Genomic DNA, 26,048 nt, shown 5'->3' on the forward strand with positions numbered 1-26,048 from the left:
GCCTGGCGTGCACGCCGGGATCACCCCCGGCTTGCGCATACTTGCGCGCCTTTTCATTGCTGCTTTCCGGAGCTGTAGCGTCATGTTGCTGTCCAAGCGCCACGTTGAACCCCGCGTCCTGCTGATCGAGGACGCCGAGGAAACCCGCGAGCTGAGCCGTCTTGCGCTGGAAAGCCAGGCCTGCCACGTGGTGGGCGTGAGCTCTGCCGAAGCGGCATTGGGCCTGCTGGCGGCCGGTGAGCGTTTCGACCTGCTGTTCACCGACGTCAATCTGGGCCTGATCAGCGGCATTGAAGCCGCCAACCGGGTCCGCAGCCTGTATCCCCAGCTGCCGATCCTGGTGACCTCGGGCATGGACCAGCACCAGGTGCTGCCGCAGCTGCGCAATGGCATCCATTTCCTGCCCAAGCCCTACAACATGAGCGAGCTGCTGGACGCCATCCGGCTGTGCTTCCGGCACGCCGATGCAGGCGTGTTGACCGGACCGGATGCACAGGCGGCGTGAGGCGTTCATCCACGCATGGCGTGGATCTACCGATTCCGCCTCTCGTCGGCGTGGATCCAGCCGACGATGACCCGCCTGCATCACGCCATACGTGGATTGAAGCAGTAGATCCACGCCATGCGTGGATGCAGCCAACCATCACCCGCCGCCATCACGCCATACGTGGATGGCGCCCACCATCAACCGCTGCTGTACGGTCCGGTGCCCGGAAACACTTTCAGCAGCGCGCGGGTGATCATGTCCGGGTAGACGGTGAAGTGGTCCTCGTCATCGATCACCATGTTCTCCACCTTCAACGATCGCCCGCTGCTGCGCAGCTGCTCGGCGAAGTCGGCGTTGTGGCGCAGCATGTCGTTGCGGGTGAAATAGCGCGGTTCGGGCTTGACCGTTTCAAAGCTGCCCACCGACAGCACCACCGTGGTCGGCTGCGCCGGCGCCTTGGCTTCGGCCTGCATGCGCGGCACCCGATGGTCATCGAACCACAGCGACGGACTGGACAGGATGTAGGTGCGGAACATGTCCGGGCGCGTGGTCAGCACATAGGCGCCGAACAGGCCACCATAGGAATGACCCGCATAGGCGCGCCGCGCCGGATCAGTGCGGTAGCGCGCATCGATCATCGGCAGCACCTGCTCAGCGAGGAAATCGCGGTAGTGCGCCGCGCCGCCGTAGCTGACGTCATCGCTGTAGTCACGCGGATCGGTACGCGCCGGGTCGCTGGGCGTGTAATCGCGCGAGCGACTCTGCTTGGAAGTCAGGCCTTCCTGCGGCGGCAGCCCGACCAGGATGAAATCCTCCAGGTTGACGCCCTTCTGCCCCACCAGGTTGCGCACGCTGCGTACCAGCGGGAAGCTGTACAGCGCATCCGTCACGTACAGCACCGGGTAGTGCTTTTCCGGATGTGCGGCGTAGTCGGACGGCAACGCCACCCAGACCGGATAATCGCGGCCGACCGGGTCGTGCACGCGCAGCGCTTCGGTATCCGGCAGTACCACGCCCGGCGCAGCGGCGGCCGGGCTCTCCTTCGCTTCACTCTGCGCTGCCGGCGGCGCCACCGACATCGCACAGCCACTCACGGCCAGGCAGGCCGCCACACTCCATCCACGCACACGCTGCATCCACACTCTCCCGTTGCGGGCGGCGCACCGGATGGCGCCGCTGCCGCATCCTTGCATGGTGCGCAACCCGCTGCCAGTGCGGGTCAGGGCGAGGCCGGCGGCGGCGCCGGGAACAGCGTGCGCAGCGCCTGCAACGCGGCCGGATGATAGATCGTGGCGTGGGTTTCTTCCGGCAGAGGAAGGTACTTCACCAGCGGGGATGGCGACGCCTGTTGCAGCAGCGTTGCCAGTTGCGCGGCAGAGGCTGCAAGCTCCGGCTGCCCACTGCTGGCCAGGAACACGCGCGGCTGCGCACGCGTCACTGACGGCAGCTGCTTGGCCGCAGCACCCAGCATCGTGCCCCGGTTCCACCACAGGCTGGGGTCCAGCGCGATGTAGCTGTTGAACAGCGACGGTTCCTGCAGCAACGTCTCGACCACGAACAGGCCGGCCAGCGACTCGCCGATCAGCGCGCGCTCGTCGGTGGTCGGGTAGCGCTGGCGCACCTGCGGCATCAGTTCATCGCGCAGGAAGGTGCGGTAGGCCGCCGAGCCACCAATGCGTGGCGCGATCTTCTGGTCCTGCGGATCGCTGCTGGGGCCGGTCATGTCGCGGCGGCGCTCGGTGTTCTCGATGCCGACCAGCAGGAACGGACGCATGCTGCCGTTGCCGCTCAGCACCTGCACCAGCCCGGCCACATGCAGGAAGTCCTCGCCGATGCCGCCATCGGGCATGTAGAGCACCGGCAGCGGCGTTTTCGGGTCCAGGCCCCACGGCTGCGGGCGGTAGACGTTGATGCGGCGAGTCTCGCCCAGCGCCTTCGATTCGATGGTGAAGGTCTCGCCGATCACCAGCGGGGTCGCGGCAGCGGCCAGTGCAGTCGGTGCAGGTTCGACCGCCATCAAGGGTGCGGCGGAGATGGCGGACAACAACAGCGACAGCACGATGAGGCGCATGGGGAAAACCCATCCTGGGAAAGCGCTGAGCATAGCCCGTCGCATGCAGTGTCGTTCGCGGCACTTTGCCGATCCACCGGAACTGGAGCACCATGGAGGGCGTGTTGGTCATGGAGCGGGCAACCCGTCTCACGAATCGACCATCACCCCGTCGGCATCCACAAGGAGGTTTCCATGTTGAGCGTATTGATCGCCACCACCCTTGCTGCAAGTTCCCCCCAGGTGAACGGCACCGCCCCGGCGTCCGCGGCGTATGCGGACTGCGTGCTCGCCCACCTTCAACCGGGGTTGTCCGACCGCGCGATCCCGCTGCTGCAGCAGGCCTGCGCCTCGAAGCATCCGGAAAGCTACGTCGCATCGGCAGAACTGGAACGCACCTACAGCGCCCAGCGGCAGGCGCGGTTCGATGCGGATCGTGCCGCGGCGGAGCGGGCCGCCAATGCAGCAGCCTCTGCCGCACAGGCAGCGGCCGAACGCGAGGCGGCCCGAGCGCAGGGTGCCAAGGCCAAATAGAGGTTTGGCGGCAAGCAACAAAAAAGGCACCGCTTGACGGTGCCTTTCTGGATGACCTGGGTCATTGATGCAATGGTGGGCCGTGAAGGATTCGAACCTTCGACCAAAAGATTAAAAGTCTTCTGCTCTACCGACTGAGCTAACGGCCCATTGCACTGCCCCAGCCTTTCGGCGGGGTGGGCATTCTACCCTACTTTGGCCGATCGCGTGAAACCCCGGTGTGTCGAAGTTGCCGGCCAGCGGCCGGCACTACCTCGATCTGGGCCGCGGGCTTAAACCTTCCGGGCCAACGTCGCATCTCAGCTGTGATCCCATCGCGGAACTCCGGATGCGCCTGCCCTTCAGCCTGATTGCCGCCCTGCTGCTGCCCTGCGCAGCCCTGGCCGCCCCGTCCCAGGTCGTCACCGACGACATCGCCCGCTTCTGGGCCACCTACGACGCGGTGCGCGCCGAACCAGACGCCGAGCGCCAGGTGGCGCTGGTCCAGCAGCGCTACATCGATCCGGGCAGCCCTGGACTGCATGCGCTGATGCAGGTGCGCAACTACACCGCCCGCGAATACGCCGAGGCCATGAACGCGTGGCCGCGCTTCTGGACCTCGGTACGACCGCTCACCGCCAACGCACAGCAGGCCAGTGCCTCGTTGGAGCGCGATCTGGTCGCGTTCCGTGCGCTCTACCCTGCCCTGCGCCCGGCCACCATCACCTATGCGGTGGGCGTGCTGCGTACCGGCGGCACCACGCTGGGCGACAAGGTGCTAATCGGTGCAGAGATGGCGCTGGGCGATGAGCGCGTGGACGTGAGTGAGCTGCCGGCGAAGATGCGCGATCGCCTGCGGATCTTCTACGACAGCCGCCCGGGCGCGAACAACGCGCAGAACAACCTGCACGAGTACGTGCATACCCAGCAGCGCGAGACCACTGGCAGTCTGGCTCAGTACGCGGTGCGCGAGGGTGTGGCCGAGTATGTGGCAGAGCGGTTAAGTGGGCGTCGGCCGGCACTGCCCTTCTATCACTACGGCACGAGCCACGAGGCGGAGATCCGCACTCGCTTCATCGCTGAGATGGACGGCGATGACCTGGACAACTGGCTGTACAACAACGGCCGAAATCCGTTCGGGGTGAGTGATGTGGGTTACTACGCCGGGTATCGCATCGCGCAGGAGTACATGCGCCAGCAGGCCGATGAGAAGGCGGGGATCGCGCGGATGATCGAGCTGGATTACACCGATGCGGCCGCGGTGCGGGCGTTTATCGAGGCGTCGGGGTGGTTGCAGCAGCGGTAGCGCCGGGCAGCGCCTGGCGCTCAGTACCAACCAAGGTTGGCACCCACCAGAGTCAGACCTGCCCGGTAGCGCCGGGCCATGCCCGGCGCACAGTGCCAATCAAGGTTGGCACCCACCAGAGTCAGACCTGCCCGGTAGCGCCGGGCCGTGCCCGGCGCTCAATGCCAACCAGGGTTGGCACCCACCATTGGGGGCATCAGCCCCCATTACCTCAGGCGTACAGCGTGGGGTCCGGCACGCCGGCTTCGGTGAAGCCCTGCGCGCGCAGGCGGCAGGCATCGCAGTGGCCACAGGCGGCGCCGTTGGCGTCGGCGTTGTAGCAGGACACGGTCAGGCCGAAGTCCACGCCGAGGCGCACGCCTTCACTGACGATCTGGCCCTTGCTGAGGAACTGCAACGGGGCATGCACCTTGATGCCCGCGCCTTCCACGCCCGACTTGGTGGCCAGGTTGGCCAGCGCCTGGAACGCGGCCACGAACTCGGGGCGGCAGTCCGGGTAGCCGGAGTAGTCCACGGCGTTGACGCCGCAGAAGATGTCATTGGCACCGAGCACTTCGGCCCAGCCCAGCGCCAGCGACAGCATGATGGTGTTGCGCGCCGGCACGTAGGTGACCGGGATGCCTGCACCACCGGCCTCGGGCACGTCGATGTCGTCGGTCAGTGCCGAGCCGCCGATGCTGCGCAGGTCCACGTCCACGGTCTTGTGCGCGACCACGCCCTGGGCCTTGGCCACGCGGGCTGCGGCGTCCAGTTCGGAGGTGTGGCGCTGGCCATAGCGCACGCTCAGGGCATGCACGGCGAAGCCCTGTTCCTGGGCCATGGCGATGACGGCGGCTGAATCCATGCCGCCGGAGAGAAGCACGACTGCCTTCTTCATGGGTAAAACATCCGGTTGGGAGGGGAAAGCCAGCACGCTGTCCCGCGCCGGAGTTACATCAGGGAACGTTGCCTGGGCTCATCGGCCCGGCTCGTCGTTCCACAGGATTTTATGCAACTGCATCTGGAAGCGCACCGGCAGCCGGTCTTCGACGATCCAGTCGGCCAGCTGGCGCGCGGTGATCTCGCCCTTGCTGGGTGAGAAGAACACGGTGCAGCGCTTGACCAGATCGTGCTCGGCCAGCAGGGCCTTGGCCCAGTCGTAATCTTCGCGGCTGCAGATGACGAACTTGATCTGGTCGCGGGCGGTCAGCAGCGGCAGGTTTTCCCAGCGGTTGCGCGCCACTTCGGCCGAACCCGGGGTCTTGATGTCGACCACGCGCGATACGCGCGGGTCCACCGCGCTGACATCCAGTGCGCCGGAGGTTTCCAGCGAGACGTCCATGCCTGCGTCGCACAGCTTCTGCAGCAGCACCAGGCAGCGCTTCTGCGCCAGCGGCTCGCCACCGGTCACGCAGACGTGGCGCACGCCCTGGGCCAGCACCTCGGCCACGATGTCGTCGATATCCCACCAAGTGCCGCCGTGGAAGGCGTAGGCGGTGTCGCAGTACTGGCAGCGCAGCGGGCAGCCGGTCAGGCGCACGAACACAGTCGGCCAGCCGGCGGTATCGGCTTCGCCCTGCAGCGAGGTGAAGATCTCGGTGATCTTCAGGCGCGGCAGCGGCGACTGCACGATGTCGCTGGGGGTGGCGACGGCGTTGGACGGGGTAACGGCGGTCATGGCGGGCACTTCTTGGTGGGACACGTGGCGGGTGGGCTACCGTGGCCGGTAACGAAAGCAGCCGAGCATGGCTCGGCTCTACAACAGCAACCGGACGGGTATGTCCCAGCCGGCGACGCGAGCAGCCGAGCATGGCCCGGCGCTACCGGATCCGGGCGGGTTTGCCGATCCGGAAACGAAAGCAGCCGAGCGTGGGCTCGGCTCGACAGGGCATCTATTGTACGCCCGGTCAGCGGATCAGCGGATCTGCTTGCCGAGGCGGATGGACTGCAGCCGGTCCTGGGCGGTGCGCGCGGCGTCCGAGCCCGGGTACTGCGCCACGACGGTCTCCAGCGTCTGCTGGGCCTGGTCGACCTTGCCCTCGCCATACTGCGAGAGGCCAACCTTGAGCAGGCCGCCAGCGGCCTTGTCGTGGGTCGGATAGCGCGCGAGCAGTTCACGGAACTGGGTCTCGGCCATCGGGAAATTGCGGGTGGCGTAGTAGCTCTCGCCCAGCCAGTACAGCGCGTTCGGCGCGTAGACGCCGTTCGGGTACAGCTGCAGGAAGCTCAGGAACAGCTGCGCCGAATCATCGTACTTGCCGGCCTTCAGCGAATCGAAGGCGACGTTGTAGGAGGTGCGCTCGTCGCCGGTGGCGGCAAGGCTGCCGGCATCACCATGGACGGAAGGCGGCCGCTCGGAAGTGGCCGCCGCTGCGGGTTTTGCCGGGGCCGGTGCGGCCTTCGGCGCGCTCGCCGGAACGGGCGGCAGGGCCGGGGCGGCATTGCCCCCTTCCAACCGGTTCAGGCGGCTGTCCAGATCCAGGTACTGGTCCTGGGCGGACTGCTTGAGCTGGGCGTTGTCGTGCTGCAACTGCTCGATCGAGGCCTGCAGGCTGGTGACCTGCTGCCGCAGCTGGTTGATCTGGTTCAACAGGTCCTGGTTGGCACTGTTGTTATACATCTGCTGCTCGAGCGCGCCGACACGGTCAGCCAGGCTCTGTCGCTGTGCATGCGCCGGTGCGGCAGCCACGAGGGCTGCCGCAACGACCAGCATCAGTTTGATGCCAATGCGCATGGATTACTGCGCGGTGTAGACGATTTCGACGCGACGGTTCTGCGACCAGCAGGACTCGTTCGACTCGGTGCAGACCGGACGCTCTTCACCGTAGGACACGACGGTCAGCTGCGAAGCCGAGCCACCGTTGGCCTGCAGGGCCGAGTTGACGCCGTTGCCACGACGCTCACCCAGGGCCTGGTTGTACGCGCGCGAACCGCGCTCGTCGGTGTGACCCTGCAGGGTGATGCGCGAGGACGGACGGTCACGCAGGTACTTGGCGTGGCAAGCCATGATGGCCTGGAATTCCGGCTTCACGTCTTCCTTGTCCAGGTCGAAGTAGACAACGCGCTGGCGCAGGCAAGCGTCGGTGTCCAGGTCGCCCGGGCCGTACAGGCCCGAGGTCGACGGACCGGTCGGGGTGGTGGTCGAGGTGCCGGTGTCGACCGGGGCTGCCGGCTCTTCCTTCACCTTCTTCGAGCAACCGGCCAGGACGGCCACAGACAGCAGGGAAACAAGCAGAACGCGGGTGGACTTGTTCATGGCGATACCTTTGTGGCTCCTAGGCCGATGAGGGGTTCAAGACAACGAAAATATTAACACTCTTTTAGCGCTGGGTACGGTATGGGGACCATGCCGGTTCGCGCACATCACCATCGGCCAGGACCAGGCGCTGGCGGACCCGCGCATCGGCCGAGACGGCATACAACACACCACGGCCACCTTCGCGGGCGGCGTACAACACCATGCTTGCGTTGGGCGCAAAGCTCGGCGATTCATCCAGCGAACCCGGGGACAGCGTGCTCCAGCGCGGCGAACCCAGCGAGCTGTCCATCATCGCGATCTTGTAGCTGTTGCCCGAGCCCTGGGCGACGGCGATCTTCTTGCCGTCGTAGGACACCGAGGGCTTGGCATTGTAGTTGCCCTGGAAGGTCACGCGCTCGGCGCTGCCGCCGCCGGCACCGACCTTGTAGACCTGCGGACGGCCGCCGCGGTCGGAGGTGAAGTACACCGCGCTGCCGTCCGGCGCCCAGGTCGGCTCGGTATCGATGGCGAAGTGGTTGGTCAGCTGGGTCAGCTGCTTGCTGCCCAGGTCCATCACGTAGATTTCTGGATTGCCCGAACGCGACAGGGTCAGGGCCAGCTTGCGGCCGTCCGGCGAGAATGCCGGGGCGCTGTTGATGCCGCGGAAGCTGGTGACCAGCTCGCGCGCGCCGGTGCCGATGTTCTGGATGTAGATGGCCGAATTGCCACGCTCGAAGCTGACGTAGGCCAGCTTGCTGCCATCCGGGCTCCAGGACGGCGACAGCAGCGGCTCGGCCGAACGCACGATGGTCTGCGGGTTGTAGCCATCGGAGTCGGCCACCATCAGCGCATAGCGCATGGCGTCGCCCTTGCCGCTGGCGGTCACGTAGGCGATGCGGGTCCAGAAGGCACCGCGCACGCCGGTGATCTTTTCGTAGATGGCGTCGGCCATCTGGTGGGCGACGTCGCGCATGGCGTTGCCACGGGCGGTCATCGCCAGGCCCAGCAGGCGCTCGCCCTTGGGCACGTCGAACAGTTCGTACTCGACGCGATAGGCGCCAGCCCCGGCGTCGAGCACGCGACCGACCACGATGTAGTTCTGCTTCAGCGCACGCCAGGTGGCGAACTGGATGTCGCCGCCGCGCACCGGCTTCTCGACGATCTGCGCTTCGGGCAGCGTACGGAACTGGCCCGAACGCTCCAGGTCGGCACGGACCACGCCAGCGACGTCGGTCTGCGGTGCAGCCGCCGAACCCTGGTAGGGCATCGGCACGATGGTGATCGGCAGCGCGGAGGCATTGCCGCCGATGATGTCGATATCCAGCCCCTTCTGCTGCGCGACGGCAGCAAAGGGCAGCAACAGGGCCGCAAACACGGCAAGCCAGCGAGGCATCTTTTTCATGGAGCGCTCAATAGGGGGAAACCGGAACGAGGGATAACAAAGCGGAAGTGAACCGCTTCGCAATCATGAACCAAGGGTACGTGAATTCCGGGTCAGTTCCAGCCCGTCCTCTCACGCACCGTTAACGTCGTGGCTAACATCGCGCCCGCCCGCCCCGTCACGCCGCCCTGCGGGGCGGTGTTCGACAGCAGTCCACAGACTGCCCGGCCGGGACCGGGCCCACCAGAGGCAGGCACGACAACCGTGGGTACGAGCGGCCACGCTGGCCGCCCTGCCCGGCCGCTTCAGCGATCCTGGGCGGTGAAGGTGAAGTTGAGCGTGCGCGCGAACACCGATTCAAAGCCGCGATACGGCAGCGGCTGCGCATTGAGCACGGCGGCTTCGATCGAACGCTTGCCGGCCTCGTCGTACGGGCAGTTCGGGCTGACCTTGGCCTGCATCACCGTGCCACCCGGAATCTGGGTGATGGTGATCTGGCAGCGCTGGCCCAGCGGCACCGTATCCGGGCGCACCCACTGCGACAGTACCTTGGCCTGGATGGCGGCTGCGTACTTGGCCGAAAGATCGTCGCTGTTGCCACCGCCACCGGCGGCCGGCTGGGATGCACCGCTGGCACCGGCGGCGGCACTGCCGGCAGCGTTGCGCGCGGCGGCCACCTGGCGCAGCTTCTGTTCGGCCAGCTTGGCTTCCTTCTCGGCCTGCTCGCGGCGGGCACGGATCTCGGCGATCTTCTTCTGCTTCTCGGCCTCGGCCTTGTCAGCCGCCACGCGCTCCTGCTCGGCCTGCTTCTTCTTCTCGTCCGCTTCCTGCTGCTTGGCCAGGCGCAGCTTCTGCTCCGCTTCTTCCTGGCGCTTGCGTTCGGTCAGGTCGATCTGCTCCTGGCGGCGCTTGGCTTCCTGCTCCTGCTTGGCCTTCTCCTGCGAGATGGCCAGCGCGCTCACTGCTTCCTGGTCCTTGGTGTCCGGCTGCGCGACACGCTCCTGCGCCTGTTGCTGCTGCGGCGTGGGGGCGTCCTGCGGGCGCGGCTCGAGGATCGGCTGCGGCGGCGGAATGGTGTCTTCCGGCACCGGGACCGGCTCGGCCACCGGCGGCGGCAGGTCTTCCAGCTTTTCCGACTGGCGCAGGGCCTGGCGCGCAGCGGAGGCCTCGGACGCAGACAGCGCCAGGCTGGCCTCGACCGACGGATCACCGGCGGCGGCGTCGGTGTTGCGCTCCGGCGACCAGAACCAGGCCACGATGAAGACCAGCGCGACCAGCAGGTGCACCAGCAACGCCAGCGCCAGGGGCAGGCCCCAGCCGGGTTCGCGCTGCTGCGGGGGTGGCAGGGCGTCAGCGTGCATCGGTGGCCAGGCCTACCTTGTCTACCTTGGCGCGCTTGATCACATCCATCGCGGCGATGACCTTTTCATAGGCCACGGCACGGTCGGCGGCGACGATCACGCGCACGCCCTTGTCCTGGGCGGCGATGCCGGCCAGGCGGCCTTCCAGTTCCTCGGCCGACACGGCGGTCGGTTCCTTGGCATCGGGCAGCTTCAGGCTGAGCTGGCCGTCCTGGCGCACCGAGACGATCACCGGGTCCTGCTTGCTTTCCAGCGCCTTGGCATTGGACTGCGGCAGATCGACGTCGAAACTCAGGGTGAGCAGCGGCGCGGTGACCATGAAGATGATCAGCAGCACCAGCATGACGTCGATGTAGGGAACGACGTTGATTTCCGATTTCAGCTTGCGGCGCTTGCGGCGACCGATGGCAGCGGACATGGCTTGGACTCCCGGGTCAGGCGCTTACTCGTCGCCAGCGCTCTGGCGCTGCAGGATGGAGCTGAACTCTTCGGCGAAGGTCTCGAACCGCACCGACATGCGCTCTACGCGGGTGGTGAAGCGGTTGTAGGCCCACACTGCCGGGATGGCCACGAACAGGCCGATGGCGGTGGCGAACAGCGCTTCGGAGATGCCCGGGGCGACGGCGGCGATGCCGGCCTGCGCACCGCTGCTGATCATGTCGTGCATGGTCACCATGATGCCGAACACGGTGCCGACCAGGCCTACGTACGGCGCGGTCGAGCCGATGTTGGCCAGCAGCTCCAGGTTGCGCTCGAGCTGGTCCACTTCGCGGGTGTAGGTGGTGCGCATGGCACGCTGTGCGCCTTCCAGCTGCGCGCGGCCATCCAGCCGGCGCTTGTCGCGCAGGCGGGTGTATTCGCGGAAACCGGCTTCGAAGATGGCTTCCAGGCCGCCGACATTGCGGCTGCGGTCGGTGGCCGAGCTGTACAGCTTGCCCAGGTCGGCGCCGGACCAGAAACGGTTCTCGAACTCGTCGGCTTCACGGGTGGCCTGCTTGAACACGCGGGCCTTGCGGAAAATGATCACCCAGCTGACGAACGAGCCGACCAGCAGCAGCAGCACGATGATCTTCACCGGCAGGCTGGCCTTGGCCATCAGCTCGAGGTAGTTGATGCCGCCGCCGGTGGTGGCCTGGGCAAGGGTCTGGGTCGCGGCGTTGCTGACATCGGCCGGCAGTGCCTCGGTGACCGTGGCCTGCAGGGCCAGGAGCGTTGCGATCATCCGTTGTTCCTCAAAGTTCGGATTCGGGGTGGAGGTGGGGTTGCAGCATGGCAAGGACGGCGTCGTCCATGCCACGCGGGCGGAAACTGGCCGCTTCCAGTGCGGCGATGCGGACCTGGGCCGACAGCAGCAGTTCGCCATCGCGCAGGATCTGCTGCTCGAAGACCATGCTGGCCTTCTTCAGCTGGACCAGGCGGGCGCTCACCTGCAGGGTGTCATCCAGCCGTGCCGGCCTGATGAAATCCATCTGCATCGAACGCACCGCGAAGATCATGCCGTGCTCGATGCGCATGCGCTCCTGGCCGTAGCCCAGCGCGCGCATCCATTCGGTCCGGGCCCGTTCCATGAAGGCCACGTACCGGGCGTGGTAGACCACGCCACCGGCATCGGTATCTTCCCAGTAAATGCGTGTCGGCCAACTGAATCGCGGCTCAACCGACATCGGGAACCTCGGCGAACAGGTCCTGCGGCGGGTTCTTGGGCTTCAGGCCCATGTGCCGGTAGGCCTTGTGGGTGGCCATGCGGCCACGCGCAGTGCGCACCAGGAAGCCCTGCTGGATCAGGTAGGGCTCGACCACGTCTTCCAGCGTGCCGCGCTCTTCGGACAACGCCGCGGCCAGCGATTCGATGCCGACCGGGCCACCGTCGAAGTAGTCCACCATCGTTTTCAGCAGGCGCCGGTCAAGCTCGTCGAAGCCTTCCGGGTCGACCTTGAGCATCTTCATCGCGGCCTGGGCCACCGGCTCGTCGATGTGGCCACCGGCCTTGACCTGGGCGTAGTCGCGCACGCGGCGCAGCAGGCGGTTGGCGATACGCGGGGTACCCCGCGCGCGGCGCGCGATCTCCCCTGCCCCATCGGCGGTGCAGTCGATGCCGAGGATGCTGGCGGAGCGGCGCACGATACGGGTCAGTTCCTCGACGCTGTAGAACTCCAGGCGCTGGACGATGCCGAAGCGGTCGCGCAGCGGCGCGGTCAGCAGGCCGGCACGGGTAGTGGCGCCGATCAGGGTGAACGGCGGCAGGTCGATCTTGATCGAGCGCGCCGCGGGGCCCTCGCCGATCATGATGTCGATCTGGAAGTCTTCCATCGCCGGGTACAGCACTTCTTCCACCACCGGCGACAGGCGATGGATCTCGTCGATGAACAGCACGTCGTGCGGCTGCAGGTTCGTCAGCAGCGCGGCCAGGTCGCCGGCCTTCTCGATCACCGGGCCGGAGGTCACGCGCAGGGCCACGCCCAGTTCGTTGGCGATGACGTGGCTGAGGGTGGTCTTGCCCAGGCCCGGCGGCCCGAAGATCAGTACGTGGTCGAGCGCGTCGCCACGCCCCTTGGCCGCCTGGATGTAGATTTCCATCTGCTCGCGCACCGGCACCTGGCCGAGGTAGTCGGCAAGGCGCTTGGGGCGGATGCTGGCGTCGGCGGCGTCATCCTCGCGGGTGGCGCCGGCGCCGATGATGCGGTCGTCGGTCATGTGCTGATTATGCGGCAAAAGTACGGGTTTCGGCCGGGCTGCGCCCGGCACCCGCAGAGGCAACGGCAACGGCAACGGCAACGTCAAATGCGAATCCACTGGGGATGGCGGGGTGGGTCCGGTCGCGGGGGACGCCGTGAACCCGTCCTTGGGGGCTTGGCCGCGGCATCCATGCCGCGGACACCCCCGCAACCGGACCCACCCCGCCTTCGACAGATCTGCGCAATCTGCCGGAATGGCATGGCCTGCTCTTGGTGGGTGTCGACCTTGGTCGACACGGTAGATCCACGCCATGCGTGGATGGAACAGAGGGGGAGAGTTGGCTCAGCTTCTGGCGCGCGGTGCCTCCGCAAGCGGAGCCCCCTTGTTGTTCAAGGGGGCGCGCCGACAGGCGGAGGGATAAGGTGGAATGCGTGCGGGGCCCACGGTTTGCGCAGCAAATCGTGGGACGTAGCGCAGGTGGAGATTAAATCTCCACCTGCGCGCCCAGCTCGACCAGACGGTTGCCTGGAATGCGGAAGAAGCCGGTCGCGGGCGCGGCATTCCGGTGCATCAGCGCGAACAGCTTGTCGCGCCAGATCGGCATGCCGCGGTTGGCGGTGGCCACGATGGTCTCGCGGCTGGCGAAGAAGGTGGTGTCCATCGGGTCGAAATAGATGCCGCCGTGGTCACACGAGCGCATCAGCGCCAGCGGCACGTCCGGGGTCTCCATGAAGCCGAAGCGCACGTAGACCCGGTAGAACTCGTCGCCCACCGATTCGATCTTCAGCCGCTGTCCCTCCGGCGCGTATGGCACCGGCAGAGTGACCACGTGCAGGAACACGTTGCGCTCGTGCAGCACCTTGTTGTGCTTCAGGTTGTGCATCAGCGCATGCGGGGCCACGGTCGGGTCGGCGGTGAGGAACACGGCGGTGCCCGGCACGCGCACCGGCGGTGCCAGCATCAGGCCCGGCAGGAAGGTATCCAAGCGGATGCCGTCCTTGCGGATCTCATCGCGCAGCAGTTCGCGGCCACGGCGCCAGGTGCGCATCATGGTGAACAGGAAGATGCCCAGCACCACCGGGAACCAGGCACCCTGCAGCAGCTTGGCGCCGTTGGCGATGACGAAGCCGAGGTCGATGATGAAGAACACCACGCACAGCGGCAGCAGCCAGGCGCGCGCCTTCGGCCACAGCGAGCGCGCGACCAGGGCCAGCAGCAGGGTATCGATCAGCATGGTGGCCGACACCGAGATGCCGTAGGCCACGGCCAGGTTGGACGAGCTGCGGAAGGCCAGCACCAGGCCGATCACCATCACCGCGATGCCCCAGTTGATGCCCGGGATGTAGATCTGGCCGATGGTGTCGTGCGAGGTGTGCTTGATGCGCATGCGGGGGATGTAGCCCAGCTGCATGGCCTGGCGCGAGACCGAGAACGCGCCGGTGATGACCGACTGCGAGGCGATCACCGCCGCCATCGTGGCCAGGATGATCATCGGGTACAGCGCCCACGACGGCACGGCCTCGAAGAACGGGTTCTTCAGCGCCTCGGGATGGTTGAGCACCAGCGCGCCCTGCCCCAGGTAGTTCAGCACCAGGCACGGCAGCACGAAGAAGTACCAGGCGTGGCGGATCGGCTTGGCGCCGAAATGGCCCATGTCGGCATACAGCGCTTCGCCGCCGGTCACCGCCAGTACCACCGCACCGAGGATGAAGATGCCGTGCCAGCTGTGCTCCATGAAGAAGCGGATCGCCCACCACGGGTTGAAGGCTTTCAGCACTTCCGGAGCGTCGACGATGTTGTAGATGCCGATCGCCGCCAGCGAAATGAACCAGACCGAGGTGATCGGGCCGAACGCCTTGCCGATCTTCTCCGTACCGAAGCGCTGCGCGGCGAACACCATCAACAGGACCACCACCGTGATCGGCACGATGAAGGCATGCAGGCCGGGGGCCGCCACCTCCAGGCCTTCGACCGCGCCCAGTACCGAGATCGCTGGGGTGATCACGCCGTCGCCGAAGAACAGCGAGGCGCCGAAGATGCCCAGGATGCCCACCACATAGGCCGAGCGCGACCCGTTGCGCAGGGTGCGCTGGGTCAGCGCCATCAGCGCCATGATGCCGCCCTCGCCGTCATTGTCGGCGCGCATGATGATGGTCACGTACTTCAGCGTGACCACGATGTTCAGCGCCCAGAACGCCAGCGACAGCACGCCCAGCACGGTGTCGTGGTCGCTGTTGAGCCCGTAGTGCGGCGAGAACGCCTCCTTCAGGGTGTACAGCGGGCTGGTACCGATATCGCCGAAGACCACGCCGATCGCACCGATGATCAGCGCCATGCCTCCGGCTGGAGGAGCGTGACCGTGGCCGCCGGGGGCAGCTGCGTGCGGGGTTTGACTGCTGGACATGGGACTCCTGGCGAAGCTCAGGCGGTTCGTTGAAGGAAAGGAAGGCGGATCAGCGCAGCGCCGACTGCAGCGCCTTGCGGATCACGGTGGCTACTTCGTCGCCTTCATTGAAGGCATCCCGGGCCATGCGGGCGGCTTCAGCCGGCTTGTAGCCCAGCTGCTGCAGCGCCACGGTGGCATCGGACAGCGGGTCGGCCGGGGCCGGGCCACTGCCGGTGGGCAGCGCGCCGCCGGCACCGAACTGGGCAGCGCGGTCACGCAGCTCCAGCACCATGCGCTCGGCGGTCTTCTTGCCGATGCCCGGAATGCGGGTCAGCGCGGTGATGTCACCGGCCTGGACCATGCGCGCGAACTCCTCGACGGTGACGCCGGACAGCACGGCCAGCGCGATCTTCGCGCCGATGCCACTGACCTTCTGCACGTCGCGGAACAGGCGCCGCTCGCCCTCGCGCAGGAAGCCGTACAGCGAGACGCTGTCTTCCTTCTGCGAGTAATGGGTGTACAGGGTGACCTCGCGGCCGAGCTCGGGCAGGTCATAGAAGGTGCTCATCGGCGCCTCCAGCTCGTAGCCCACTCCGTTCACGTCCACCACCAGCCACGGCGGCGCCTTGTAGGCGACGATGCCGCGCAGTCGACCGATCATTGCGTGCAGCTCCTCATTTGCGGCCCCACGCCTGGCGGGCACTGAGCCCCAGGCGGTTGGCCGTCGCCCTTACGTGGGCATGGGTGATCGCCACCGCCAACGCGTCGGCCGCGTCGGCCTGCAGCTTGGTTTTCAGGTTGAGCATGAGCCCGACCATGTGTTGAACCTGTTGCTTTTCGGCGCCACCACGACCAACCACGGCCAGCTTGATCTCGCTGGCAGCATATTCGTGCACCGGCAGGTCGCGCAGCACCACGGCCGAGATCGCCGCGCCACGGGCCTGGCCCAGCTTCAGCGCCGAATCGGGGTTGCGCGCCATGAACACGCGTTCGATGGCCACTTCCTGTGGCTCGTATTCGCGGCACAGGTCGGCCAGGCCCAGCACCAGCAGCTTCATGCGCTGCGGGAAGTCGTCGGCGCCCAGCAGCACCAGCGGCTGGTGATGCACGTGGCTGACGCGGCCGGTGGCGTCGACATCGATGATGCCGACCCCGGTCCGCTGCGAACCGGGGTCGATGCCGAGGATGCGGGTCATGCTGCGCTCCTGGCGGGGCGGAACGGAATGCGCTGGCAGGCGTATGGGCTCATGACTGTCCGCGGTGACCGTTCAACGGCCCGCGCCCAGGCCGTCGAAGACGGCTCAGGCGTAGGCGTCGGCGCCGAGTTCGGCGTTGGAGTACACGTCCTGCACGTCGTCCAGGTCTTCCAGCATGTCCAGCAGCTTCTTGACCTGCAGGGCGACGTCGCCTTCGACCTTGATGTCGTTGTCGGCGCGGAAGGTGATCTCGGCGTGGTCGGCGACATGGCCCGCAGCGGTCATTGCATCCTTGACCGCGTTGAACGCGTCAGGGCTGGTGACCACATCGATCGAGCCGTCGTCCGGATAGACCACGATGTCATCGGCGCCGGCCTCGATGGCCGCCTCGGTGATGGCTTCCTCGTCGGCGCCCGGGGCGAAGCTGAGCACGCCCAGGCGCTTGAACATGAAGGCCACCGAGCCTTCGGTGCCCATGTTGCCGCCGCACTTGCTGAACGCATGGCGGACATCGGCCACGGTGCGCACGCGGTTGTCGGTCAGGCAGTCGACGATCACGGCCACGCCACCCGGGGCGTAGCCCTCGTAGCGGATTTCCTCGTAATCGACGCCTTCCAGTTCACCGGTGGCTTTCTTGATGGCGCGTTCGATCACGTCCTTGGACATGTTCACGGCCAGGCCCTTGTCCATCGCCACGCGCAGGCGCGGGTTGTTGTTGGGGTCGCCTCCACCGCCGCGCGCGGCAACGCCGATCTCACGGATGATCTTGGTGAAAATCTTGCCGCGCTTCGCGTCGGACGCGTTCTTGCGGGCTTCGATGGAGGGGCCTCTACCCATGGGTGCTACCGTCTGGCTGCTTCAGGATCAAGGCGCGGATTCTACCTGATCGGGGGCGGCAACCGTGTCTAGGGCGAAGTGATGCCGGGAAGGCGCCATCCACGCATGGCGTGGATCTACCGCCGCCGGGCATTGCCGGGCGAAGAGCGTGCGAACCAAGGTTCGCACCCACCAGGGCAGGACGGTACGCCCCCACCCAGGCAGGCCGGTAGCGCCGGGCCATGCCCGGCGAAAAGCGTGCGAACCAAGGTTCGCACCCACCACCTCATGCGGCGGCGGCGTCGCGGCTGTGGTCGAACTGGCCGTGGCGCAGGAAATGCGCGGTCTGCCGGGCAGCGTCGGGCGAGACCACCAGGCCACTGTGGCTGGTACGCACCACGCAATGGTCGGCCAGGCCCGGCAGCCGGGTCTCGGCCAGGGCCACGGTGCCATCGGAGGCGTCGTCCATCGCGCCCAGCAGGCTGCCCAGACCGTGCGGTACCGAACCGGCGATCAGGCCGACCTCGGCCTTGCCCTGCCAGTCCGGCAGGCCATCCAGCAGCAGCTCGCTGCTGCGGCCCAGCGCCAGGCCCCAGCCATGATCGGACAACGAGCGCGCGGTGCCACTGCCGCGCAGCGGCGAGCCCAGGCAGACCACGCGCTGCACCGGCAGCTGCGGATTGCGCCGCAGCGCTTCCAGCGCCAGCAGCCCGCCCAGGCTGTGGCCGACCAGCGACAACGGGCCGGCATCTGCCAGCCGCTCCAGCAGCTGCGGCACGGCCACGTCGGGGCCACCGAACACCGAGGAATAACCAAACGCGTGCACCTGGAAGCCACGCGCGCGCAGGCGCCAGGCCAGCGGCCCGACCCAGGCGCGGGCATTCCAGATGCCATGCAGCAGCAATACGGGGGGAGTCATGCAAACAGCCTGGCAGTCAGCGGGGCAGGAACGTACGGTGATTGAACACGCGCGCGCAGCAAGCGGCGGTGAACATCAGGCCGCGCGCGGTGCGCGGCGCAGGATGAATTCGAGATCGTTCGTGTCGCCCACCGGGAACAGGTATTCGCCGGCCTTCTCGAAACCGTAGCGGGCGTAGAAGCGCTGTGCGCCGAAGTTTTCCGACCACACGCCCAACCACAGGGTGCGCGGGCCTTCGTGTTCCAGCCAGGCCAGTGCGGTTTCCAGCAGGCGGCTGCCCCAGCCACAGCTCTGCTGGGTCTTGATCAGGTACAGGCGCTTGAGTTCGCCGTCACCGGGCTTCACGTCCGGGTGCGGCAGGCCACAGGGGCCGGCGGCGGCATGGCCGACCGCCTCCCCGTCCAGTTCCAGCAGCCACACCGCGTAATCCGGGTGGGCCAGGATCACGCGCTGGCGCTCGACCGTATAGGCCTCCTCAAGGAAGGCCTGGAGATCCTGCGGCGGATACAGATGGCCGAAGGTTTCGGTGAACGTGCGGGCGGCCAGCGCCGACAGGGTCGGCGCGTCGTCCACAGTGGCGCGGCGGATCGAATACATGCAGGAAGTTGACGTCAGCGCGGAGGGGCGGTCAAGCCTTTTCCGACGATTCCGCTTCTTCGTCTTCCTCGTCCTCTTCCTCGTATTCCTCTTCGTCCTCTTCTTCCTCGCCTTCCTCGTCCTCGTCGTACTCTTCCTCTTCGTCGTCTTCGTAATCCTCGACGCCGAAGTCTTCACCGTCCCAGCGGCCTTCGCCGTCGGCGACGAAGGTCAGGGCCATCGCCGCCGGGTTGGTACCGACGCGGACCAGCCAACCACCGAACACGCGTGCACGCTCGGTGACCAGATTGGCCTCGGCGCCTTCATTGCCCAGCTTTTCCCACTCCAGCGAAAACGCGAACTCGGTCATTGCCTGGATCTCCTGATCAGTTGGTCTTGGGGCGAACCTGGATGTGCACTTCGGCCAGCTGCGCGTCGACGATCGGCGACGGCGCGTCGGTCATCAGATCCTGTGCACCGGTGGTCTTCGGGAACGGGATGACGTCGCGGATCGACTCGGTGCCGGCCATCAGCGCGGCGATGCGGTCGATGCCGAAGGCGATGCCACCGTGCGGCGGCGCGCCATAGTTCAGCGCGTCGAGCAGGAAGCCGAACTTGGCACGGGCCTCTTCGGCACCGATGCCGAGCAGCTCGAACACCGCGCTCTGCATGTCCGGACGGTGGATACGGATCGAACCGCCGCCGATTTCATTGCCGTTGAGCACCATGTCATAGCCGCGCGAGACGGCGGTACGGGCATTGGCGCGCAGGTCGGCGATATCGTCCACGGCCGGTGCGGTGAAGGGGTGATGCAGGGCGACGTAACGCTGTTCTTCCTCGTCCCACTCGAACATCGGGAAGTCGGTGACCCACAGCGGCGCCCAGCCCTCGGCGACCAGGCCGAAGTCCTTGCCGGCCTTCAGGCGCAGCGCGCCCATGAAGTCGGAGACCTTGTTGTAGCCACCGGCGCCGAAGAACACGATGTCACCGTTGCCGGCACCGACGTGGGCGACCAGCGCGGCGAAGGACGCTTCGCTGAAGAACTTCTGGATCGGCGAGCTGACTTCGCCGTTGTCGGCGATCTTGATGTAGGCCAGGCCCTTGGCGCCGTACTTGGCGGCATGCGCGGCGTATTCGTCGATCTGCTTGCGCGACAGCGACGCACCGCCCGGGATGCGCAGCGCAGCCACGCGGCCCTCGGCATCATTGGCCGGGCCGGTGAACACCGGGAACTCGCTGTCCTTGACCAGTTCAGCCACGTCCACAAGTTCCAGCGCGATGCGCAGGTCCGGCTTGTCCGAGCCGTAGCGGCGCATGGCTTCAGCCCAGGTCATGCGCGGGAAGCTGGCATCCAGCTGCACGTCCACCACTTCCTTGAAGATGGCGCGGATCATGTCCTCGACGAAATCCTGCACGTCGCGCTCGCGCACGAAGGCGAATTCCATGTCCAGCTGGGTGAACTCCAGCTGGCGGTCGGCACGCAGGGCCTCGTCGCGGAAGCAGCGCGCGATCTGGTAGTAGCGGTCGAAGCCGGCCACCATCAGGATCTGCTTGAACAGCTGCGGGCTCTGCGGCAGGGCGTAGAACTCGCCCGGGTGCATGCGCGCCGGCACCAGGAAGTCGCGCGCGCCTTCCGGGGTCGCCTTGGTCAGGATCGGGGTCTCGATGTCCTGGAAGCCCTTCTCGTCCAGGTGGCGGCGCAGGGCCTGCACCAGCTTGATGCGGGTGCGCTGCATGCGCTGCATTTCCGGGCGGCGCAGGTCCAGGTAGCGGTACTTCAGGCGGGTTTCCTCGCCCGGGTTCTCGTGGGCGTGGAACGGCAGCGGCGCGGCCTTGTTCAGCACGGTGATGGCGGTGGCGATCACTTCCACCTTGCCGGTGCGCATCTTGTCGTTCACCGCGTGGCGGGCGCGCACGACGCCTTCCACCTGCAGCACGTCCTCGTAGCCCAGCGACGCGGCCACGGCGAACACTTCGGCATTGTCGACCTCCACCGTCACCTGCACGATGCCTTCATGATCGCGGAGATCGATGAAGCAGACGCCGCCCTGATTACGGGCCACGTCGGTCCAGCCGGCGAGGGTGACAGTCTGGCCAATCAGGGTCTCGTCGACCAGGCCGCAGAAGTGGGTACGCATGGGGGAAGCTCCGCTGGAGAACGCCGGCACCGGATGGGGGCCGGAAAGCCTCGTATTCTGCGGCCGAGGCCCCGGCTGGGGCAAATCCGGCCAGTCACACCGGCTTGATCGTCCCCCTCCCTATAGTCGGGCACCTGCCACCGTATGGGATGCCGCCATGAAACCGCTGTCCCTGGCCAGCCTGGCCGTGACCCTCAGCCTTGGTGCCCTGGGCACCCTTACCTTGCCCGCCCCGTCCGCCTCTGCGCAGAACGGGGTGATCCGCTGCGAAAGCCAGAGCAACCGCGAACGGGTCTGCAACACCGGCTGGCGCGGCGCGCAGCTGGTCCGCCAGTTGTCTGGCAGCCCCTGCGAGGAAGGCCGCACCTGGGGCAGCCGCAATGGCAGCATCTGGGTCACCAACGGCTGCCGCGCCGAGTTCGTCGAGGCCCGTGGTGGCTGGGGCGGCGGCAATGGCGGTGGCTGGGGCGGCAACAACGGTCGACCCGGCGAGACCATCCGCTGCGAAAGCCAGAACAATCGCGAGCGCAGCTGCCCGGTCGGCTGGCGCAATGCCCGCCTGGTCCGCCAGTTGTCCGGCAGCCCTTGCGACGAGGGCCGTACCTGGGGCGTGCGCAACGGCGCGGTGTGGGTCAGCAATGGCTGCCGCGCCGAATTCGCCGAGGCCCGCGGCTGGGGTGGTGGTGGTGGCGGCTGGGGCGGTGGCAACAGCAACTATTCCGTCACCTGCAGCAGCAACAACAATCGTTCGCAGACCTGCGACTGGGATGATCGCCAGGGCCGGCCGGTGCTGCAGCAGCAGCTGTCCGGCAGCGCCTGCCAGGAAGGCCGCAGCTGGGGTTACTCGCGCGGCCAGGTGTGGGTGAGCAACGGCTGCCGCGCGCGCTTCGGTACGCGTTGAGGGGTAGCGCCGGGCCATGCCCGGCGAGCGCAGTGGCGGCGAGCGCAGTGGCGCGGTCAACCGCAGAAAACCCGCCGGGCACGGCCCGGCGCTACCGGACTGGCTGCGCGGCCTCATCACCCCAGGGCGGTGGCGGCAGATCGACCGGCTTGCTCAGGTCGAACTGCACGCGGAACCGGCGGCCCTCCGGGCGCGTCAGCTCGTAGACGAACGTCTGGTCCGGATCGATCTCCATCGCCCAGGTGTTGTGCGTGGAAGCCAGCATGTCGGCACGGCGGAACATCGCCACCGAATCGGCATCGGCCGGGAACTGCTGACGTTCGGCAGTTCCCGGCGGCGTGCTGTCGCCACCGTACAGGGTGATTGCGTCGGGGCTGCCGTCTTCGTGGCGATGGTCGTGTTTCAGGCGCAGCCCGTTCGGCGTGCGGGTCAGCACCCAGGTCCGCGAGTGGTCATCACCGACATGGAACGGGATGCGCAGCTCATGCGCCGGATCGGCGCAGCCGCGCACATGCATCACCAGGCGCTGCCCGGCGAACGGATCCTTGCCGGTCGGTGCCGGCGTGTCCTCCACCACCTTGCCTGCGTAGGCCTGGCCGCAATGTGCGGCGATGGCGGCCATGAACGCATCGGCCGGTGCGGTCGCCAGGTCATGGGCGACCGTATCGGAGCGCTGCGTGCACGCAGCGAGGCTGAGCAGGAGGGCGGCGGTAGTGGCAACGGCAATCGGTCTCATGCCCCAACCCTAACGGCCATGGCCGATGGGCGCAAACCGCGCGCCAGGTCCGCTCAGCGCTCGGCAGACGGTGCTGCCGGCAGTGCTTCGGTCGCCGCCACCGGTGCGGCCTCGCCCTCGCCGGCCGGCTCCTGCTCCACCGGATCAACGTCAAACGGTGTACGGAACACCAGCGACGGCAGCAGCGTGGTCAACGCGGCATACAGCAGCAACGCACCGAACAGCACCGCCGGAATCTGGAAGCGCTCGCGCATGATCGCCGCCAGTACCAGGGTGAAGATCAGCGTCGGTGCCAGCGCCAACGAGACCCGCAGGCTGCTGCGGAAGCTCTCGCCAAACATCACCCGGCGCTGCAGCCAGACCACGCCGATGCGCAGCGGCAGCACCACCAGGGTGATCACGATGCCCAGCCCCAGCGCCTCGAAGCTGAGTGCTTCACTGGGCACCTTGGTGCCAGCATTGAAGAAGTAGAACGGCACGAAGAACGACGCGAACAGGCGCAACGCGTGCAGGTTCTCGTGCGAGGCCAGCAGCGGCATGCGCTGGTGCAGCAGGCGCGCGACCAGCCCGGCGATGAACGCGCCAACCAGGTAATACACGCCCAGCAGGTAGGTGATGTAGGCCGCCACCATGCCGACCATCACCAGCAGCGAGAATTCCGAGCCGGGGGCATGCGGCGCCACCCAGCGTCCCAGCGCGATGAACAGCAGCGGCAGGCCGACCATCATCGCCAGCAGGGCCAGGCTGGACAGCGCCATGTGGCCCGGGTCACCGGCCTGCAGCACGATGAACAACGCCGCCAGCGCCAGCAGTTCGCCGGCAATGGCCTTGCTGGTCACCCAGAACCGCTCGTCTTCGCTCAGGCCCAGCCGCGACAGCGAATCCATGATGAAACCGGTGGAGGGCGTCAGCAGCGCCAGCGCCAGCAGGCCCGCGGCCTGCCACGGCAGCCCTGCGTAACGCCAGGCCAGCCAGCCAACGCCGAACAACGTCGCACTGCGGATCACCAGGTGCGCCAACAGCGGCCACATGCCACGACGCAGCGCCTGCAGGTCCACTTCCAGGCCGGCGAACAGGAACAGCGAGGAAATACCCAGCGTGGCCAGCAGGCCGATCACCGCATCGTGGGCCTGGTCGCCCAGCCAGAGCATGCCGATGATGCCGAACAGCAGGCAGGTCAGTGGTGCGGGCAGGCTGAAACGCTGCAGCGCGCGCGGGATCACCAGCAGCGCGAAGATCAGCAGCAGGTAGATCAACTCATGGCTCATCGGGGTCTTCCGTGGGGTTCGAACGCGCGCAGGATGCGCGCGCCGAACCGATCCGGCAAGCCACGTTTGAATGACCCCGGTTACCTCATCCAATCAGTCGATCGGCGATCCGGCCCACCTGGGCCAGCACCAGGGCGCGCTGCTCGTTGCTGATCGCGCCGGCCTGCAGATAGGCGGTCAGCACCCACGGTGCGCCGCCCGCGCGCGGCCACAACACGGCAATGTCGTTGCGCGCGTCCTCGCCATTGCTGCCGGTCTTGTCGCCCACCCGCCAGCGCTTGCCCAGTCCCGCCCGCAGGCAGGCATCGCCGGTTTCATTGTCGATCAACCAGTCGGCCAACTGCTGGCGCGATGCCGGCTGCAGCACTTTCCCCAGCACCACACGCTGCAGCGAACCCGCCATCGCCGCCGGCGTGGTGGTGTCGCGCGGGTCGCCTTCGGCGAAGCTGTTCATTTCCGGCTCCAGCCGGTCGCTGCGGCTGACCGTATCGCCGCTGGCACGCAGGAACGCGGTGACCGCTGGCGGCCCGCCGACCACGCCGAACAACAGGTTGGCGGCCGTGTTGTCGCTGGTGATGATGGTGGCCCGGCACAGATCGCGCACGGTCATGTCCTTGCCGGCATGGCGGCGGGTCACCGGTGCGTGCGAGAGCAGGTCGGCCTCGCGCACCGGCACGCGCCGGTCGAGCAGCGAAGGAGTGCGCTCGGCCTGGCTGAGCACGGTCGCGGCCAGCATGCTCTTGAAGGTGCTGCACATCGGGAAACGCTCGTCCTGGCGATGGCCGACGCGGCGACCGCTGGCGGTATCGAGCAGGGTCACGCCCAAGCGTCCTGCGCAGGCCTTCTCCAGCGCGGCGAAATCGCTGGCGGCGGTGATGGCGGTATCGGTCGGGGCGGCGGCGTGCGGCGCGCCCGCCGCACGTGCCAGCAACGGCAGGGCGAGCGAGGAAGCAACGGCGGCACCACTGAACTGCAGGAATCGGCGACGGGCGAGCATGCGGGGTTCTCCTGGGGACCGTTCGATTATTGGCGCCCCCCTCCGGGCACGACCAGCGCAAAAAATCATCGCCAGGCATTAGATTAACTCATGCTTGTCGCATTCAACACCGTAATTGACGGCACTTACAGATAACGGGTTACGATCAGCCATCACTCCAGCTCACGACTGCGCAATGCTGCACCCCACCCTGCCGCTGAACGCGCTGCGTGCCTTCGAAGCCGCCGCCCGCCACCAGAACTTCACACGGGCCGCACTGGAGCTGTGTGTCAGCCAGGCGGCGCTGAGCCATCAGATCCGCGGGCTGGAGGATCGGCTCGGCATCCGCCTGTTCCATCGGCTGCCACGTGGCGTTGCCCTCACCGATGAAGGTGCGGCGCTGTATCCCGTGCTCAACGAATCGTTCGAGCGCCTCTCGGCCAGCATCGCGCGTTACACCGGCGGACCTGCGCGTGAGGTGCTGACCCTGGGCGTGGTCGGCACCTTCGCCACTGGTTGGCTGCTGCCACGACTGGCTGCGTTCGAGAGCGCGCATCCGGACATCGAGCTGCGCCTGCAGACCCACAACAACCGCATCGACCTGGCCGGTGAAGGGCTGGACCTGGCGATCCGCTTTGGTGATGGCGACTGGCAGGGCCAGGCCTGCACGGCGATCCTCGATGCGCCGTTTGCGCCGCTGTGCGCACCGGCGCTGGCACGGCGCCTGAAGCAGCCGCGTGACCTGGGCACGCTGCCGCTGCTGCGCTCCTACCGCAGCGACGAGTGGCCGCGCTGGTTGCAGGCGGCCGGGGTCAGCGGCGTGGAAGCGCGCGGGCCGGTATTCGATTCCTCGTTGACGGTCGCGATGGCGGCCGCCGGTGGCGCCGGCGTGGCGCTGCTGCCGCTGCGCATGTTCGAGCAGGAGCTGGCCGAGGGCCGCCTGCTGCAGCCGTTCGGCACCACGCTTGACCTGGGGCGTTACTGGCTGACGCGATTGCGCTCGCGCGCCGAACGTGAGCCGGCCAAGCGCTTCCGCGAGTGGCTGCAGGCGCAGGGATGAAACACAGGCGACGTGGGTAGCGCCGGGCCATGCCCGGCGAGCGCAACGGATCGGAAAAGCCGCCGGGCATGGCCCGGCGCTACCG

At 67.2% G+C, this 26,048-nt stretch carries 28 protein-coding genes and 1 tRNA gene; 5 read left to right on the plus strand and 24 right to left on the minus strand.

All coding sequences use genetic code 11. The annotated features are described in order from the left end of the window. Nucleotides 1-82: 82 nt before the first annotated feature. Nucleotides 83-505 (plus strand): response regulator, encoded by a 423-nt coding sequence (locus QP552_RS16065; protein WP_286074046.1) that lies wholly within the window; start codon nucleotides 83-85, stop codon nucleotides 503-505. A 179-nt stretch (nucleotides 506-684) separates the two neighbouring features. Here the strand turns inward: QP552_RS16065 and QP552_RS16070 are convergent, their stop codons facing one another. Then, complete coding sequence (locus QP552_RS16070) at nucleotides 685-1,623, minus strand: alpha/beta hydrolase-fold protein (protein WP_286074047.1); 939 nt, start codon at nucleotides 1,621-1,623, stop codon at nucleotides 685-687. An 83-nt stretch (nucleotides 1,624-1,706) separates the two neighbouring features. Further along, complete coding sequence (locus QP552_RS16075; RefSeq protein WP_286074048.1) at nucleotides 1,707-2,558, minus strand: alpha/beta hydrolase-fold protein; 852 nt, start codon at nucleotides 2,556-2,558, stop codon at nucleotides 1,707-1,709. A 174-nt stretch (nucleotides 2,559-2,732) separates the two neighbouring features. Between QP552_RS16075 and QP552_RS16080 the strand changes: the two genes are divergently transcribed. Then, entirely contained in the window at nucleotides 2,733-3,071 is a 339-nt protein-coding gene (locus QP552_RS16080; RefSeq protein ID WP_286074049.1) for a hypothetical protein, read from the plus strand. A 73-nt stretch (nucleotides 3,072-3,144) separates the two neighbouring features. Here QP552_RS16080 and QP552_RS16085 read toward each other — a convergent pair. Continuing rightward, a tRNA-Lys gene (locus QP552_RS16085) sits at nucleotides 3,145-3,220 on the minus strand. 179 nt (nucleotides 3,221-3,399) lie between these two features. On the opposite strand from QP552_RS16085, the gene QP552_RS16090 reads away from it, so the two are divergent. Further along, nucleotides 3,400-4,356: a DUF2268 domain-containing putative Zn-dependent protease gene (locus QP552_RS16090; protein WP_286074050.1), complete on the plus strand. Its 957-nt coding sequence runs from the start codon at nucleotides 3,400-3,402 to the stop codon at nucleotides 4,354-4,356. A 211-nt stretch (nucleotides 4,357-4,567) separates the two neighbouring features. Here the strand turns inward: QP552_RS16090 and queC are convergent, their stop codons facing one another. From queC to aspS, 18 genes are all read right to left on the minus strand, one after another. Next, complete coding sequence (gene queC, locus QP552_RS16095) at nucleotides 4,568-5,233, minus strand: 7-cyano-7-deazaguanine synthase QueC (RefSeq protein ID WP_043400548.1); 666 nt, start codon at nucleotides 5,231-5,233, stop codon at nucleotides 4,568-4,570. Nucleotides 5,234-5,311: 78 nt separating this feature from the next. Further along, nucleotides 5,312-6,013: a 7-carboxy-7-deazaguanine synthase QueE gene (gene queE / locus QP552_RS16100; protein ID WP_049432735.1), complete on the minus strand. Its 702-nt coding sequence runs from the start codon at nucleotides 6,011-6,013 to the stop codon at nucleotides 5,312-5,314. A 237-nt stretch (nucleotides 6,014-6,250) separates the two neighbouring features. Further along, nucleotides 6,251-7,069, minus strand: coding sequence for a tol-pal system protein YbgF (gene ybgF / locus QP552_RS16105; protein WP_033832980.1), 819 nt, complete (start codon nucleotides 7,067-7,069; stop codon nucleotides 6,251-6,253). A gap of 3 nt (nucleotides 7,070-7,072) precedes the next feature. Beyond that, nucleotides 7,073-7,591: a peptidoglycan-associated lipoprotein Pal gene (gene pal, locus QP552_RS16110; RefSeq protein WP_005410748.1), complete on the minus strand. Its 519-nt coding sequence runs from the start codon at nucleotides 7,589-7,591 to the stop codon at nucleotides 7,073-7,075. A gap of 64 nt (nucleotides 7,592-7,655) precedes the next feature. Beyond that, nucleotides 7,656-8,975, minus strand: a complete 1,320-nt coding sequence (gene tolB, locus QP552_RS16115; RefSeq protein WP_032128528.1) for a Tol-Pal system beta propeller repeat protein TolB — start codon at nucleotides 8,973-8,975, stop codon at nucleotides 7,656-7,658. Between the two features lie 284 nt (nucleotides 8,976-9,259). Then, on the minus strand, nucleotides 9,260-10,315 hold the full coding sequence (gene tolA, locus QP552_RS16120; RefSeq protein ID WP_286074051.1) for a cell envelope integrity protein TolA: 1,056 nt from the start codon (nucleotides 10,313-10,315) through the stop codon (nucleotides 9,260-9,262). Beyond that, on the minus strand, nucleotides 10,305-10,733 hold the full coding sequence (tolR, locus tag QP552_RS16125; protein ID WP_005410751.1) for a protein TolR: 429 nt from the start codon (nucleotides 10,731-10,733) through the stop codon (nucleotides 10,305-10,307). Before tolR ends, tolA begins: the two co-directional genes overlap by 11 nt. A gap of 24 nt (nucleotides 10,734-10,757) precedes the next feature. Then, a complete protein-coding gene (gene tolQ, locus QP552_RS16130) occupies nucleotides 10,758-11,537 on the minus strand; it encodes a protein TolQ (RefSeq protein WP_006438802.1) in 780 nt (259 codons plus the stop codon). 10 nt (nucleotides 11,538-11,547) lie between these two features. After that, complete coding sequence (gene ybgC / locus QP552_RS16135) at nucleotides 11,548-11,979, minus strand: tol-pal system-associated acyl-CoA thioesterase (protein ID WP_106551053.1); 432 nt, start codon at nucleotides 11,977-11,979, stop codon at nucleotides 11,548-11,550. Then, entirely contained in the window at nucleotides 11,969-13,009 is a 1,041-nt protein-coding gene (gene ruvB / locus QP552_RS16140; protein WP_005410754.1) for a Holliday junction branch migration DNA helicase RuvB, read from the minus strand. Before ruvB ends, ybgC begins: the two co-directional genes overlap by 11 nt. A 466-nt stretch (nucleotides 13,010-13,475) precedes the next feature. Next, the gene (locus tag QP552_RS16145) at nucleotides 13,476-15,326 is read right to left on the minus strand and encodes a potassium transporter Kup (protein ID WP_180848865.1); all 1,851 of its coding nucleotides are present in this window, start codon (nucleotides 15,324-15,326) and stop codon (nucleotides 13,476-13,478) included. A gap of 118 nt (nucleotides 15,327-15,444) precedes the next feature. Next, nucleotides 15,445-16,038, minus strand: coding sequence for a Holliday junction branch migration protein RuvA (ruvA, locus tag QP552_RS16150; protein WP_005410756.1), 594 nt, complete (start codon nucleotides 16,036-16,038; stop codon nucleotides 15,445-15,447). 13 nt (nucleotides 16,039-16,051) lie between these two features. Continuing rightward, entirely contained in the window at nucleotides 16,052-16,573 is a 522-nt protein-coding gene (gene ruvC, locus QP552_RS16155; RefSeq protein ID WP_006386268.1) for a crossover junction endodeoxyribonuclease RuvC, read from the minus strand. 105 nt (nucleotides 16,574-16,678) lie between these two features. Then, on the minus strand, nucleotides 16,679-17,410 hold the full coding sequence (locus QP552_RS16160) for a YebC/PmpR family DNA-binding transcriptional regulator (protein ID WP_099552808.1): 732 nt from the start codon (nucleotides 17,408-17,410) through the stop codon (nucleotides 16,679-16,681). A gap of 265 nt (nucleotides 17,411-17,675) precedes the next feature. Then, nucleotides 17,676-18,308 (minus strand): alpha/beta fold hydrolase, encoded by a 633-nt coding sequence (locus tag QP552_RS16165; RefSeq protein ID WP_043035110.1) that lies wholly within the window; start codon nucleotides 18,306-18,308, stop codon nucleotides 17,676-17,678. 75 nt (nucleotides 18,309-18,383) lie between these two features. Continuing rightward, nucleotides 18,384-18,905: a GNAT family N-acetyltransferase gene (locus QP552_RS16170; protein ID WP_005410760.1), complete on the minus strand. Its 522-nt coding sequence runs from the start codon at nucleotides 18,903-18,905 to the stop codon at nucleotides 18,384-18,386. 31 nt (nucleotides 18,906-18,936) lie between these two features. Then, nucleotides 18,937-19,254 (minus strand): DNA primase, encoded by a 318-nt coding sequence (locus QP552_RS16175; RefSeq protein WP_099552810.1) that lies wholly within the window; start codon nucleotides 19,252-19,254, stop codon nucleotides 18,937-18,939. Between the two features lie 16 nt (nucleotides 19,255-19,270). Beyond that, the gene (gene aspS / locus QP552_RS16180) at nucleotides 19,271-21,022 is read right to left on the minus strand and encodes an aspartate--tRNA ligase (protein ID WP_197619932.1); all 1,752 of its coding nucleotides are present in this window, start codon (nucleotides 21,020-21,022) and stop codon (nucleotides 19,271-19,273) included. Between the two features lie 157 nt (nucleotides 21,023-21,179). Here aspS and QP552_RS16185 point away from each other — a divergent pair, with 157 nt between their 5' ends. After that, nucleotides 21,180-21,923 (plus strand): DUF3011 domain-containing protein, encoded by a 744-nt coding sequence (locus QP552_RS16185; RefSeq protein ID WP_106549596.1) that lies wholly within the window; start codon nucleotides 21,180-21,182, stop codon nucleotides 21,921-21,923. 91 nt (nucleotides 21,924-22,014) lie between these two features. Here the strand turns inward: QP552_RS16185 and QP552_RS16190 are convergent, their stop codons facing one another. From QP552_RS16190 to blaL2, 3 genes are all read right to left on the minus strand, one after another. Continuing rightward, a complete protein-coding gene (locus tag QP552_RS16190; protein ID WP_286074052.1) occupies nucleotides 22,015-22,659 on the minus strand; it encodes a hypothetical protein in 645 nt (214 codons plus the stop codon). A 53-nt stretch (nucleotides 22,660-22,712) separates the two neighbouring features. Further along, nucleotides 22,713-23,927 carry a cation:proton antiporter gene (locus tag QP552_RS16195; protein ID WP_106549595.1) on the minus strand — a complete coding sequence of 405 codons (1,215 nt, stop codon included), beginning with the start codon at nucleotides 23,925-23,927 and terminating at the stop codon, nucleotides 22,713-22,715. 85 nt (nucleotides 23,928-24,012) lie between these two features. Continuing rightward, nucleotides 24,013-24,924 (minus strand): L2 family extended-spectrum class A beta-lactamase, encoded by a 912-nt coding sequence (gene blaL2, locus QP552_RS16200; RefSeq protein ID WP_286074053.1) that lies wholly within the window; start codon nucleotides 24,922-24,924, stop codon nucleotides 24,013-24,015. Nucleotides 24,925-25,099: 175 nt separating this feature from the next. Between blaL2 and ampR the strand changes: the two genes are divergently transcribed. Next, the gene (ampR, locus tag QP552_RS16205; protein WP_286074054.1) at nucleotides 25,100-25,963 is read left to right on the plus strand and encodes a LysR family transcriptional regulator AmpR; all 864 of its coding nucleotides are present in this window, start codon (nucleotides 25,100-25,102) and stop codon (nucleotides 25,961-25,963) included. The last annotated feature ends 85 nt before the right edge of the window (nucleotides 25,964-26,048 follow it).

Origin of the sequence: Stenotrophomonas sp. 59, from assembly GCF_030291095.1 — a bacterium.
Classification (GTDB): Bacteria; Pseudomonadota; Gammaproteobacteria; order Xanthomonadales; family Xanthomonadaceae; genus Stenotrophomonas; species Stenotrophomonas maltophilia_Q.